This window comes from Pseudomonas sp. QC2, assembly GCF_002859085.1.
Classification (GTDB): domain Bacteria; phylum Pseudomonadota; class Gammaproteobacteria; order Pseudomonadales; family Pseudomonadaceae; genus Aquipseudomonas; species Aquipseudomonas petroselini.
Genome location: NZ_PKKS01000010.1, coordinates 268,545 through 281,624 on the forward strand (window position 1 = coordinate 268,545; position 13,080 = coordinate 281,624).

Sequence of the window (13,080 nt, forward strand, 5' to 3'; positions counted from 1 at the left end):
TTACATCTGCCCAAACCGCCCCGACTGAAAGTCAGCAAACGCCTGATGAATCTCCTGCTCGGTATTCATCACAAACGGCCCATGGCCGACGATGGGCTCGTCGATCGGCTCGCCGCTGAGCAACAACACCTTGGCGTCGTCGTTGGACGCCAGGCTGAGCTGGCTGCCGTCGCGTTCGAACAACGCCAATTGCCCTTGGCGCGCGACTTCCTCGCCATTGACCAACACCGTGCCGCGCAGGATCACCAGGGCGGTGTTGCGCCCTGCGTGCAGGTCCAGGGTGACCGCCTTGCCGGCCTTGAGGCGCAGGTCCCACACGTCAATCGGCGTAAACGTACGCGCCGGGCCTTGGGTGCCGGCGAATTCACCGGCAATCAGGCGCAGTTGCCCGGCATCGTTGGCCAGTGGCAGCACCGGGATGTCGCCATCGACGAGGGTCTGGTAACCGGCGTCGGCCATTTTGTCCTTGGCCGGCAGGTTGACCCACAGTTGCACCATTTCCATCACCCCGCCGCTGCGGGCGAAGGCTTCGGAATGGAACTCCTCGTGGAGGATGCCTTTGGCGGCGGTCATCCATTGCACGTCGCCCGGACCGATTTTGCCGCCGGCGCCAGTGGAATCACGATGCTCGACTTCGCCGTCGTAGACGATGGTCACGGTTTCAAAGCCGCGATGGGGGTGTTGGCCGACGCCGCGACGTTGTGCGGTCGGGGTGAAATCGACCGGACCGGCGTGGTCCAGCAACAGGAATGGGCTGATGTGCTTGCCCAGGGTGTCGTAGGAAAACAGGGTGCGCACCGGGAAGCCGTCGCCGACCCAATGAGCGCGGGGGCTGGTGTAGATGCCGATGAGTTTTTTCATGGTAGTCCTCCAAAGTGCATACACCTTAAAACCAATATCAATTCGGCGCTAGACGATGAAAACAACCCTGATCGTTCCACTGATAGAACGGTATTGCGCGACGCCAGCACAAAAACAGCGTTAATGATAATGACTCGTAGTAATATCCCCCTCTCCCGCTCAACCCTCCGAGGGCTGCAATGCCGTTTGCCCCTGCGCCTGCCGCGCCTCGCGTGCTGGTGGTGGATGACCACCGCAAAATTCGCGAGCCGTTGGCCACGTACCTGCGCCGCCACACCTTTGATGTGCGCACCGCCGAAGATGCGGCCGGCATGTGGCAATTGCTCAAGACCCAAGCCTTCGACGTGGTGGTACTCGACGTACTGTTGCCGGATGGCGATGGCTTTGAGCTGTGCAACCAGTTGCATCGGCGCAGCAATACCCCGGTGATCCTGCTGACCGCCCGCGACACCGCCGCCGACCGCGTGCGCGGGCTGGACCTGGGGGCCGACGACTATGTCACCAAGCCCTTCGAGCCTCGCGAACTGGTGGCGCGCATCCACAGTGTATTGCGTCGCCAAAGCCGCAATACCGGGCCTGCGGCACCGCGCAGTGGCGCACGCGCTTATCGATTCGGCGGCTGGCATTTCAGCGTGACTGGCGCCACGTTGCGCCGCGACGGCAGCCCGGCTGTCCAGCTCAGCACCGCCGAAAGTCGCCTGCTGCAAGTGTTTCTCGCCCATCCCAACACCCTGTTGCCCCGCGAACGGCTGATCGACCTCACGGCCGCCGCCGACAGCGACGTGAGCGACCGCGCGATCGATCGCCAGGTCAGCCGCCTGCGCCGCAAGCTCGCCCAGGGCGATGCAGCGCAGGAGCTGCTGCGCACCATCTGGGGCGGTGGTTACCTGCTGGCCGCCGAGGTCAATGAATGCACGCCCTGAGTCGGCTGTGGCCGCGCACGATGGCGCGTCAGCTAAGCCTGCTGTTGCTGCTGGCCCTATTGGCCTCAAACGCCATCGCGATGTTGTTCCTGCAGCGCACCGGCAGCCTGATCCACCCGTTGTCCCGCCGTTTCAGCCTGGAACGCTTGAGCACCGCCCATCACGCAGCCATCGATCTGACGCCGAGTGAGACCGAGCACCTGTTAGCCGCCATCGGCACCGACGACACGCGCTTCTGGATTGCCCACACGGCGGAAGTCGCGCCCTTTGAGCTGCGCCCGGAAGAACAGCGACTGGCCGACGAGCTGCGCAGCCAACTGCAGCTGGACCCCGCCGCAGCCATCGGCATGCAGTTGGAAAGAGTCAGCGGCGCCGACGCGCGCACCCACGTGTTCAGCCCCGCCGGCTGGGCCCCCTTGCGCCTGCGCACCAGCGTCCCGTTGCCCAACGGCAGCTACTTGAACGCCGTGCAATATCCCGCCGGTGCCTACGAATGGGGCCGGGTATTGGCCTACAGCCTGCCGGTGACGACCCTGCCGGTGCTGTTGATCGTGATGTTTTTCATCGCCCGCGTGGTACGCCCGGTGCGGACCCTGGCCCAGGCCACCGCGCGCGTCAGCCGTGGGGAATGGATCGCGCCGCTGCCCGAACAAGGCCCCCAGGAAGCCCGCGACCTTACCGCCGCCTTCAACACCATGCAGGCCAACCTCGCCCGGCATGTCGAAGGCCGCACGCGGATGCTCGCAGCGGTCAGCCATGACCTGAACACGCCGCTCACCGAACTGCGCCTGCAGGTGGAATTGCTCGAACCCGGCGAGGCCCGTGATGACATGCTCGAAAGCCTCAGCGAGTTGAGTGCGATGGTGCGCGAAACCTTGAACTTCGTGCGTGACGATGCGGTGCAAGAACCCACCACCACGCTGTCACTCACCGCGCTGCTGGACGACTTGGCCAGGCGTTACCAACGCCTGCAACAGCCCCTCAACTGGACGGGCGCACCGCCGCTGATGCTGACCTGTCGCCCCCTGGCGCTCAAACGCGCCCTCACCAACCTGATCGACAACGCCCTGCACCATGCCGGTGATGCCCGGTTGAGCCTGGCACGCCAGGATAACGGCTGGCTGTGCATCGAGATTCTCGACCACGGCCAAGGCTTGCCCGAGGACTGGCTCACCAAGGTGTTCGAACCCTTTGTGCAGCGTGGCGTCAGCGACGGCGGCGTGGGGCTGGGCCTGGCGATTGCACGCTCGTGCATCCAGGCCCATGGCGGCGAACTGGTGTTGGAGAATCGCCCACCGGCCGGCCTGTGCGCGGTGGTGCGATTGCCGGCGGCGCTTTAGAAGTTGAGCGTGGCGCCCATCCACAGGGTGCGGCCGTAGTTCACCGTGCCGTAGGTTTCATCGTCCAGGCGCTTGTCGGTGAGGTTGTTGAGGGAGGCGTTGAGGGTCAGCGAATCGTTCACGTCGAAGGAGCCTCCGAGGTCGGCGGTGGTGTAGCCCGGCGCCGGTTCGTCGGTAATGGTATTACCGGTTTCTTCACCGTAGTAACTCAGCGAAACCCAGGCCTGGGTGCGGTCGTTGATCGTCCATTCGCTACGCACATTGGCCTTTTGCTCTGGCGTGAGGGCCAGGGGTGCGCCTTTGTTGGCGCCGCTTTTCTGCTCCGAATCGGTGTAGGTGTAATTGGCCTTGAGCAACACGCTGGGGCTGATGTCCCATTGGCCGTTCAGTTCCACGCCCTGAATGATCGCTTTGTCGACGTTGACCCGCTCCATGATGGTGTAGGTGTTCCAGCGGCGGTCGGTGGTGACGGTGGAGAGCTTGTCCTGGAAGTCGTTGTAGAACAGCGTGACGCCGCCCGACAGGTTGTCGCGGTTGCTCCACAACGCCGAGACTTCATAGTTGGTGCTGGTCTCGGGCTTGAGGTCGGGGTTGCCGAACATCACGAAGCGGTTGCGGCGCAGGTAAGCGTAGTCCTCGACCACCGCACGCAATTCCGGGGCCTTGAAACCACGGGCGATGCCACCTTTGAGCGTCCACTGTTCGGTGGCGCGCCAGACGCCGTAGACCCTTGGGCTGAGATGGGCGCCGTACTCTTCGTGCTCGTCCAACCGCAGGCCGGTGGTGAGGGCAAAGCTGTCGGTCATCGACCATTCGTTCTCGGCAAACAGGGCTTTTTGCACCACCGAGAATTTATAGTCGACGCGGTCGCCCAGGCCCTGGTTCCAGTCGGTCAACTCGCTTTCATTCCATTGCAGGCCGAATGTGCTGACGTTATGCGCAGTGGGCACCACCAGCTTGGCATCGAACACGGTGTTCTTGATCTCGGGTTTGCGCCCGTAGATATCGGTTTGCGCCGGGGTGGCCTTACCTTCGCGGGAGGAGGTTTCCTGGGACAACGCGACGTCCGAGGTGGCCCAGCCCCAACGGCCCTGATGGGACAGCGACCAGTGATCGCGGTTGTTTTCCTGCTCGCGGGTGGCCCAGTTGGCGCTCATGCCGTCGCCGTTCTTCAGGCGCGTGGCGCCCGCTTCCAGCAGGATGTCGTGGTCGAGGGTCGGCGTGAAGGCCAGGCGTGCGGTGAGGTCACGGTGGTCGGCCTTACTAAAGCCATTGGTCTGCTCGATATCGTCGTCGGCCTGGCGGTCCAGGTAACGGCCCCACACCTGCAGGCCGAGGAAGTCTTCCTTGAGTGGGCCGCTGAGGTAGAACTGGGTCTGGCGCGCATTGCCCTGGTCGCTGTGCTGGCGTGCAGAATAGTCGTAACCCACCGAACCGCCCCAGGTCGGCGAGACTTTGCGTGTGATCACGTTGATCACACCGCCGATCGCATCCGAGCCATACAGCGACGACATCGGCCCGCGCACCACTTCGATACGCTCGATGGCTGCGGCCGGCGGCACGAAGCTTTGCTCGTAGCCGCTGTTGCCATTGACCCGCGACTCCCGTGCGCTCTGGCGTTTGCCGTCGACCATGATCAGCGTGTAGTCAGCCGGCATGCCACGGATGGAGATGTCGGTTTCATTCGCGCCGCCATTGACCGTCACGCCCTCCACGTCGCGCACTGCGTCGCCGAGGTCACGGTAGGATTTACGGCGCAGCGCTTCGCCATCGATCACCGTGACGGAGGCCGGCGCGTCTTCCACACTTTGGGCAAAGCCGGAGGCCGTCACCACGACGTCATTGAGCGCCAAGGGCTCGTCGGCATGCGCGTTGAGGCTGCCGGCAACCAGCAGGGCCAGGGGTGAGAAGCGAGAAGCAGCAAGCATGGGCGTGGACCTTAGGATTGGACTCAAAAGAGAATCGTAATCATCTAGGTCAAAATAACTTGGACAAAGTGTGACAACTCAAACGCTGGGCACCAGGGCCGTGCGCCGCTCGCGCAGCAGGTGAAACGCCACGAAGGCCGTCACCGCAAAGCACGCCTGGATGATGATCATCGGCGCGGCACTGCCGTCACGCAGGTGGCTCAACAGCACGCCGCTGCAGGTGGCGCCGAACATCTGCGAAAACCCCATCAGCCCCGCCGCCAACCCGGCGCGGTGTGCGTTGGGCATCACGCCGCCGGTGACCGAACCGGGCAAGACCAGGCCGCCGCCGAGGGTGGCCAGGGCAATCGGGATATCCAGGCCGACTGCCGACAAGCCGAACAGGGCATAAATGACCACGGCCAATACCCCGCCGAAGGCCACCAGCGCCACGCCCATCGCCACGATCCGCTGCGGCCCCAGGCGCATGATGTTGCGTCGGGTGTAGGTGGAGCCGACGATCAGCATCGACACGATCAGGCCGAAATTGATGCCGTACTCCAGGCTGCTGAAGCCCAGTAAGTTGATAAACACCGTCGATGAACCGGCGATCACCGCAAACATGGCGCCATAGGTGCACGCCAGGGCCACGGCGAACGCACGGTACTGGCGACCCTTGAGCAGATCCAGGTATTGCCCGCCCAGGGTGCGCCAGTGGCCGGCCTTGGGGTCGAGGGCGTGGTTGCTCTCGCGAAAGAACAGCGCGGCCAGCAGCAACACCACGCTGCCAATCGTCAACGCCAGGATGATCGGCGCGTGCCAGCCGAACAATTTGATCAGCAGCCCACCGACCATCGGCGCCACCACAATGGCGTAGAGCATGCCGATCATGGTCAACGCCAGGGCCGGCCCCGCTTCGGCCTTCCACACATCGCGCACCACCGTGCGCGCCAGTACCAGCGCGGCGCAGGCGCCGAGGCCTTGCAGCACGCGGGCGGCGATGAATTGATACATGTCGTCGACCAGCAGCATCGACAAGGTCGCCAGCACATACAGCGCAAGGCCGCCAATAAGCACCGGGCGCCGGCCGATACGGTCCGACAGCGGCCCGAACAGCAATTGACCGAGGCCAAAGGCTGCCACAAACGCCGACAGCGCCATCAGCGCGGAACCGGCGGGAGCGGCCAACGCCTGCTCAATGGCGCCAAGGCCGGGAATGATCAATTGGGTCGAAACCTCTCCCAGCGCGGTCAGGGCCACCAGTAGAAACAACAGGCTTCGTGATGGGACCGGGGCGTTCGTCATGGAGGGCATCCGGGGGGCTGGATTAATTTATATTTCGACCATAATATGCGTAAAAAATTATGTCCATAATTTTTTGCCCCCTAGTCACCCCGGAGCCCGCCATGCACCCTCTCCCCTTGCGTCTTGTCACGCCCCTGGCGCTGTTGATCGTCCTCAATGGCTGCAACAGCAAGGCCGATACCGCCGCTGAAGTGCCCCAGCCACGCCCGGTCCTCGCCGCCAAAGTCGAAGCCGCCGGCACCCAGCAAAGCGCCTACACCGGCGTGGTCGCGGCGCGCACCGAAAGCGACCTGGGGTTCCGGGTCAGCGGCAAGGTCATCGAGCGTAAAGTCGACCCCGGCCAGCACGTGTCCCGTGGCGACACCCTGCTGGTGCTGGACATCGGCGACTTCGAACTGGCCCTGCGCTCGGCGAAGAACCGCGTCAACGCCGCCCAGGCGCAACTGCGCCAGCGCCGCGACGACGAAAACCGTTACCAACGCCTGGCCAGTACCGGCGCGGTGTCACGGCAGATCTTCGACCAATCGGCGACCAACCTGCGCGTCGCCGAAGCCGAGCTCGCCGCCGCACAATCCGACGCCAGCCAGATCGAAAACCGCCGCACCTATTCCGTCCTCAAGGCCGACGGCGACGGCATCATCACCGACGTGCGGGCGGACCGTGGCCAGGTGGTCGCCGAAGGGCAGATCGTTGCGCGCCTGGCCCATGACGGCGCCCGCGAAGCCATCGTCAACCTGCCGGAAAACCAGCGCGACCAGGCCGCACAAAAAGCCTTGGCCTTCCCCTTCGGCGCCCCGGACCAGGCGGTGATCGCCACCCTGCGCGAACTGTCCGCCAGCGCCGACCCGACCACCCGCACCTACCGCGCCCGCTACGTATTGCACGGCGCCGTCGACCGTTTCGCCCTCGGTTCCACCATCACCGTGCGCCTGCAAGGCAACGGCCAGGCGCCGCAAACCCGCGTGCCCATCGGCGCACTGCAGGACTCAGGACAAGGCACCGGCGTCTGGCTGATCGGCGCAGACGACAAGGTCAGCTTCGCCCCGGTGAACGTCGCCAGCCTCGGCCAGGAAGAGGCCCTGCTCGACAGCGGCGTTACGCCCGGACAGCTCATCGTTGCCCTCGGCGCGCACCTGCTGCACAGCGGTGACGCGGTGCGTCTCTTGCCCGCCCAAGTGCTGGCCCTCAACCGCAAACAGGAAAACTGAGCATGCGCGGTATCAACCTCTCGGAACTGGCGGTCAAGCATCGCGCGGTCACGTTGTTCCTGATCATTGCGATCCTCGCCGCCGGGGTCTTCTCGTTCGGCAAGCTGGGGCGCGCCGAAGACCCGTTATTCACGGTCAAGGTGATGACCATCACCGCCGCCTGGCCGGGCGCGACCGCCCAGGAAATGCAGGAGCAGGTGGCCGACCGCCTGGAAAAACGCCTGCAGGAGCTGGACTACTACGACCGCGTGGAGACCATCGCCCAGCCGGGCTTCGTGTCGATGCGCATGACCTACAAGGAGTCCACGCGCCCCAGCGAGGTCCAGGAGCTGTTCTACCAGACCCGCAAGAAACTCAGCGATGAAGCCGCCAGGTTGCCCAGCGGCGTGATCGGCCCCTTCTTCAACGATGAGTATTCCGATGTGTACTTTGCGTTGTACGCCTTGGAAGCCGAGCACTTGCCCCACCGCCAACAGGTGCAGATGGCCGAAGACCTGCGCCAGGGTTTCCTCAACCTGCCGGGGGTGAAGAAGGTCAATATCCTCGGTGAGCAGGCGCAGCGGATCTTTGTCGAGTTTTCCTATGAGCGCCTGGCAACGCTGGGTATCAAGCCGGACCAGATCTTTGCCGCCCTCGCCGCCCAGAACGCCGTGGCGCCGTCGGGGTTTGTCGAGACGGCCGGCGCCCGCGCCTACATTCGCATCGACGGCGCGTTCGACAGCCTGGCGCTGATTGAAAACGTGCCCCTGCAAGTCAACGGCCGTCTATTGCGCATCGCCGATGTGGCCAGCGTCAGCCGAGGCTATGAAGACCCGCCCAGCTACCGTATCCGCCATCAGGGCGACCCGGCGTTGATGCTCGGCGTGATCATGGAGAAACACTGGAACGGCCTCGACCTGGACAAGAGCCTCAAGGCCCAGGAAGCCAAGATCCAGGCCGACCTGCCGCTGGGCGTGAATTTCGCCAAGGTCTCCGACCAGGCGAAAAACATCAGCCTGGCGGTGAACGAGTTCATGCTGAAATTCTTCGTCGCCCTGGCGGTGGTGATGGTGATCAGCCTGTTGGCCCTGGGCTTTCGCGTCGGGCTGGTGGTGGCGGCGGCGGTGCCGCTGACCTTGTCGGTGGTGTTTGTGATCATGCTGCTCACCGGGCGTGAATTCGACCGCATTACCCTGGGCGCGCTGATCATTTCCCTGGGGCTGCTGGTGGATGACGCAATCATCGCCATCGAAATGATGGTGGTGAAGCTTGAGGAAGGCTTCGACCGGATTCACGCGGCGACCTTTGCCTGGAGCTCCACGGCAGCGCCAATGTTGACCGGCACCTTAGTGACCATTATTGGCTTCCTGCCGGTAGGCTTCGCGCGTTCCGGTGCGGGGGAATACGCCGGCAATATCTTCTGGATCGTCGGGTTTGCACTGATTGCTTCATGGTTGGTGGCGGTGGTGTTCACGCCGTACCTGGGCGTGAAGCTGCTGCCACAGATCAAGCCGGTGCCCGGCGGCCATGATGCGATTTACGCCGGGCGCTATTACCAGAAACTGCGCAGTTTGGTGCAAGCCTGCGTGCAGCGGCGCTGGCTGGTAACCGGGTTGGTCGTCGGCGCATTTGTGCTGTGCGTGGCGGGCATGGGTGTGGTGAAGAAGCAGTTCTTCCCAAACTCCGACCGTTCCGAGCTGATTCTTGAGGTGTATATGCCGCCGGGCAGCGCCTTCAAAAGTACCGAAGCGGTGGCTGCGCAACTGGAAAAGGCGCTGCTGCAAGAGCCGCAAACGACCCTGGTCGACACCTATGTGGGCGGCGGTGCACCGCGCTTTTTCCTGTCGCTGAACCCCGAAATGCCGGACCCGGCGTTCGCCAAACTGATCGTCCAAACCCCGGACTCCCATGCCCGCGACGCGCTGAAAGTACGCATGCGTGAACGCATCGCCGCCGGTGAGTTTCCCTCGGCACGGGTGCGCGTGACGCAACTGCTGTTCGGCCCGCCCGTGCCGTTCCCGGTGGTGTTCCGTGTTTCCGGCCCGAATGTGGACGTCGTTCGCGGTCTGTCCGAGGACGTGCGCAAGGTCGTCGCCGCCAACACACTGACCAAGGACGCCTTCCTTGATTGGGGCGAGCGCACCAGCGGTTATCGCCTGGTACTGGATCAAGACCGTCTGCGCCTGCTGGGCTTCACCCCCAACGAGGTGAAATCCCAGCTCAACGCCTTGCTCAGCGGCAACCCGATCACCGAAGTGCGTGAAGGCAACCGCACTGTGTCGGTGGTCGCGCGCGCCCAGGGCAACCAACGCGAGGACCTCGGCAACCTCAACAACATGACCCTCACCAACAGCGCCGGCACCTCGGTGCCGCTTGCCCAGGTCGGGCATTTCCAGGCGGTGATGGAGGAACCGATCCTCAAGCGCCGCAACCGCGCGACCACCGTCGAAGTGCGCGCCGACATCATCGACGGCGTGCAACCGCCCGACGTGGAAATGGCCGTGTACAAAGACCTGCAGCCGCTGATCGCCAAGCTGCCTACCGGGTACCAGATCGACATCGGCGGCCCAGTGGAAGAAAGCGCCAAGGCCAACGTCGCCCTGGCCGCGCTGTTCCCGATCATGATCCTGCTGACCCTCACGGTGATCATGTTCCAGGTGCGCTCGTTCGGTGTGATGTTCATGGTCTTCGCCACTGCACCACTGGGTTTGATTGGCGCGGTGCCGACCTTGCTGCTGTTCAACCAGCCGTTCGGCTTCAACGCGATTCTGGGTTTGATCGGGATTGGCGGGATTCTGATGCGCAACACGCTGATCTTTACCGACCAGATTCGCCAGAACCAGGACCACGGCATGCCGATTCGCGAGGCGATTATTGAAGCCACGGTGCGACGCGCACGGCCGGTGATCCTGACCGCGTTGGCGGCGGCGCTGGCGTTTATTCCGCTGACGTTGTCGGTGTTCTGGTCGTCCCTGGCCTATGTGCTGATTGGCGGAGTGCTGGTGGGCACGGTGTTGACGCTGTTGTTCTTGCCGGCGCTGTGCAGCCTGGTGCTGGGGCGGGAGAAGACGAAAGTTGTCGAAACTTCCCACGTAACGGCCGGATAAGCTCTACTCCCTTCCCCTGAAAAGGTCCGCAAAGTCCCTCGCCTGATTACACAGTGCGAGGGATTGCAGATGGATTTTCTTGTTGTTGGAGCTGTTTCTTGACCCCGGCCATTGGCAGGCTGGCCCTGACCCCAATGGATGTGAAGACGGTCGATGTCGAGAGCGTCTTTCGCGATTTCCGGGAGTGCCTGAATACCTTTGATGACTGGGCTTCGAGCTTTTGGAGCTTTTCGGCGCTGGATGTCGAGCAAGTCTTCAAGGTCGGGGATGAAGTGGCGCTGGTCGCGCCGATCAACCGCTCTCTTTACCCAAGCAGCATCGTCGCTATGTGCCAGGCCAATGGCAAATTGACCCTGGTGCATATATTCCAGAGCGCTCAGTACATCTCCCAGACCGAACTGGATGAACTGCTGAAACTCGGTAAAAACTCGATTGCCCACGGCCTGCTGGTGCTCAGCGATGAGCCGCTGATGTTTATTTATTTGTCGGCGATATCCAGTTGGATACGGATGTTGAGCAGACGATGCTGAAATGCCCTTTTATGAACACTCCATACGTCCCTAATATCTCTCATATATTAGGTGCATTATCGATATACGACCTTGAGGAAACAATTGGAAAAGAGCTATGGAAGTACGACCCCAACAATCAAGAAGATAGGGAAAAAATCATAGTTTCTTTCATCCTGAAAGACCTTATGTACCTTTCCTACAGGCATCGTTTTATATTGATCTCTGCTCTCAGAGATGCACTAGACAATTCCGAATTTGATTTTTCGAAAGAATTTGAAAACGATTACGACGAATACATAACCATGGCCTGGAACGAAACAGAAATAGCCGACCCCCGAGGTTTCTTCGCCGACATCTATAGACTCGCCAACGAGGTCTGGAAAGATGATCTCCAAAAAGCCAGCCTCGAAGCCCAGTCAACTTGGTAACACCAACGCCCTCGAGAACAGCACCGCCCCCACTGTGGCGAGCGAGCTTGCTCGCGTTGGGCCGCGAAGCGGCCCCAGTGCAGGCAGTGGGTACTTTCAGGTTAAGCGGCATTGTCTGTTTTGGGGCTGCTGCGCAACCCAGCGCAGGGCAAGCCTGCTCACCACAGAAGCGTGTTCACCACACGAACCTGCTCACCCCAAAAAGTACCCACTCACCCCTGAATGAGGTGCTCACCCAAACCCACCGGATGAGCCCTCCGCCCCAATCACCGCTTCGAAAGCTCCATAATCATGCGGCTAAGCAAATAAACCCGCGGCACGACACTCTCCACCTCGGCATACTCCTCCGGGGTATGAATATTCCCCCCGACAATCCCGAACCCATCCAACGTCGGTGTTCCTACCCCAGCTGACAAACTCGCGTCCGCCGCCCCGCCGCTGCCTTCAATCGTCAGTTTCTTGCCCAGTTCCCCATAAATCCCCTGGGCAATCGCCACCAACTTGTCCGACTCCGCCGTCTGCGGCATGGGCGGCAAGCCACGTTTCAAGCTGGTGGTGACTTCAGTGTCCGGGATCAGCTTATTCGCCGACACCCGCACTAAATCTTTCTCGATGCGATCAAATTCTTCCGGCAACGCCGCGCGTACATCCGCCTTGGCCGTGGCCTGGTCGGGGATGACGTTGGTGCGGTCGCCGGCCTTGAGCACAGTAAAGTTGATGGTGGTTTTCTTCTCTTCATCCCCCAGCTTGCCGAGTTGCAGGATCTGGTGCGCAACCTCCATCGCCGCGTTGCGGCCAAGTTCCGGGGCGACACCGGCGTGGGCGGCTTTGCCTTTGACTTCGACCACGGCGGTGGCGCTGCCTTTGCGCCACACCACCAGGCCGTCGGCGGGGCGGCCGGGTTCGAGGTTGAGGGTGACGTCGTGGGCCTTGGCGGTGTTGCGGATCAGCTCGGAGGCCGCATCGGAGCCGGTTTCTTCGCTGGCGTCGAGCAGGAAGGTGATTTGCGCGTAGTCCTTGAAGCCCTGGTCCTTGAGGACTTTGAGCGCGTAGATGCCGGCGACGATGCCGCCCTTGTCATCCATCACGCCGGGGCCATAGGCGCGGCCGTCCTTGATGTGGAACGGGCGCTCGGCCGCCGAGCCTTCCTTGAAGACGGTGTCCATGTGGGCCATCAGCAGGATCTTGGCCTTGCCGGTGCCTTTGAGGGTGGCAACCACGTGGCTGTTGTTGGCCGCTTTATCCGGCACCTGTTCAATAGCAAAGCCCAGCTGTTTCAGCTCGTCCACGGCGATATCGCGCACTTGCGTCAGGCCCGGCTCATACCCCGAACCCGAGTCGATATTCACCAGGCGTTCCAACAGCTTCAACGCCTCGGCCTTGTACTGTTCGGCATGTGCCTGGATCTGTTTGTGGGGTTCGGCACTGTAGGCCGGCACGGCGAAGGACACGGCCAGGGTGGCGGCCAGGAGGGTACGCGAGAAGTTGAAGAGCATGAACCGATCCTTGA

At 62.5% G+C, this 13,080-nt stretch carries 9 protein-coding genes and 1 pseudogene; 6 read left to right on the plus strand and 4 right to left on the minus strand.

The genetic code is table 11. The features are described from left to right. A complete protein-coding gene (locus QCBJ_RS10705; protein ID WP_012724788.1) occupies positions 1-861 on the minus strand; it encodes a pirin family protein in 861 nt (286 codons plus the stop codon). 179 nt (positions 862-1,040) lie between these two features. Here QCBJ_RS10705 and QCBJ_RS10710 point away from each other — a divergent pair, with 179 nt between their 5' ends. Both QCBJ_RS10710 and QCBJ_RS10715 read left to right on the plus strand, forming a co-directional pair. Continuing rightward, a complete protein-coding gene (locus tag QCBJ_RS10710) occupies positions 1,041-1,784 on the plus strand; it encodes a response regulator transcription factor (RefSeq protein WP_046034696.1) in 744 nt (247 codons plus the stop codon). Between the two features lie 20 nt (positions 1,785-1,804). Further along, positions 1,805-3,124 (plus strand): HAMP domain-containing sensor histidine kinase, encoded by a 1,320-nt coding sequence (locus QCBJ_RS10715; protein WP_102060789.1) that lies wholly within the window; start codon positions 1,805-1,807, stop codon positions 3,122-3,124. Here QCBJ_RS10715 and QCBJ_RS10720 read toward each other — a convergent pair. Both QCBJ_RS10720 and QCBJ_RS10725 read right to left on the minus strand, forming a co-directional pair. Further along, entirely contained in the window at positions 3,121-5,052 is a 1,932-nt protein-coding gene (locus QCBJ_RS10720) for a TonB-dependent receptor domain-containing protein (RefSeq protein WP_102060790.1), read from the minus strand. The two genes, QCBJ_RS10715 and QCBJ_RS10720, sit on opposite strands and share 4 nt — an antisense overlap. A 78-nt stretch (positions 5,053-5,130) precedes the next feature. After that, a complete protein-coding gene (locus tag QCBJ_RS10725) occupies positions 5,131-6,336 on the minus strand; it encodes a multidrug effflux MFS transporter (protein WP_046034694.1) in 1,206 nt (401 codons plus the stop codon). 101 nt (positions 6,337-6,437) lie between these two features. Here QCBJ_RS10725 and QCBJ_RS10730 point away from each other — a divergent pair, with 101 nt between their 5' ends. The 4 genes and pseudogenes from QCBJ_RS10730 (at position 6,438) to QCBJ_RS10745 (ending at position 11,570) form a co-directional block, all read left to right on the plus strand. Continuing rightward, positions 6,438-7,544 carry an efflux RND transporter periplasmic adaptor subunit gene (locus QCBJ_RS10730; RefSeq protein ID WP_012724793.1) on the plus strand — a complete coding sequence of 369 codons (1,107 nt, stop codon included), beginning with the start codon at positions 6,438-6,440 and terminating at the stop codon, positions 7,542-7,544. Between the two features lie 2 nt (positions 7,545-7,546). Next, positions 7,547-10,630, plus strand: coding sequence for an efflux RND transporter permease subunit (locus tag QCBJ_RS10735; protein WP_046034691.1), 3,084 nt, complete (start codon positions 7,547-7,549; stop codon positions 10,628-10,630). 98 nt (positions 10,631-10,728) lie between these two features. Then, positions 10,729-11,145 (plus strand): annotated as a pseudogene (locus QCBJ_RS10740) (hypothetical protein); the annotation flags it as partial. Between the two features lie 8 nt (positions 11,146-11,153). Beyond that, complete coding sequence (locus QCBJ_RS10745; protein WP_102060791.1) at positions 11,154-11,570, plus strand: hypothetical protein; 417 nt, start codon at positions 11,154-11,156, stop codon at positions 11,568-11,570. 266 nt (positions 11,571-11,836) lie between these two features. On the opposite strand, the gene QCBJ_RS10750 is transcribed toward QCBJ_RS10745, so the two are convergent. Continuing rightward, positions 11,837-13,066, minus strand: coding sequence for a M20/M25/M40 family metallo-hydrolase (locus QCBJ_RS10750; protein WP_043205493.1), 1,230 nt, complete (start codon positions 13,064-13,066; stop codon positions 11,837-11,839). Between the last annotated feature and the right edge of the window lie 14 nt (positions 13,067-13,080).

Bases quoted from the DNA above. Each gene is read 5' to 3' on its own strand.
- QCBJ_RS10705 (WP_012724788.1), bottom strand. From the start codon at position 861: ATGAAAAAACTCATCGGCATCTACACCAGCCCCCGCGCTCATTGGGTC.
- QCBJ_RS10710 (WP_046034696.1), top strand. From the start codon at position 1,041: ATGCCGTTTGCCCCTGCGCCTGCCGCGCCTCGCGTGCTGGTGGTGGAT.
- QCBJ_RS10715 (WP_102060789.1), top strand. From the start codon at position 1,805: ATGGCGCGTCAGCTAAGCCTGCTGTTGCTGCTGGCCCTATTGGCCTCA.
- QCBJ_RS10720 (WP_102060790.1), bottom strand. From the start codon at position 5,052: ATGCTTGCTGCTTCTCGCTTCTCACCCCTGGCCCTGCTGGTTGCCGGC.
- QCBJ_RS10725 (WP_046034694.1), bottom strand. From the start codon at position 6,336: ATGACGAACGCCCCGGTCCCATCACGAAGCCTGTTGTTTCTACTGGTG.
- QCBJ_RS10730 (WP_012724793.1), top strand. From the start codon at position 6,438: ATGCACCCTCTCCCCTTGCGTCTTGTCACGCCCCTGGCGCTGTTGATC.
- QCBJ_RS10735 (WP_046034691.1), top strand. From the start codon at position 7,547: ATGCGCGGTATCAACCTCTCGGAACTGGCGGTCAAGCATCGCGCGGTC.
- QCBJ_RS10745 (WP_102060791.1), top strand. From the start codon at position 11,154: ATGCTGAAATGCCCTTTTATGAACACTCCATACGTCCCTAATATCTCT.
- QCBJ_RS10750 (WP_043205493.1), bottom strand. From the start codon at position 13,066: ATGCTCTTCAACTTCTCGCGTACCCTCCTGGCCGCCACCCTGGCCGTG.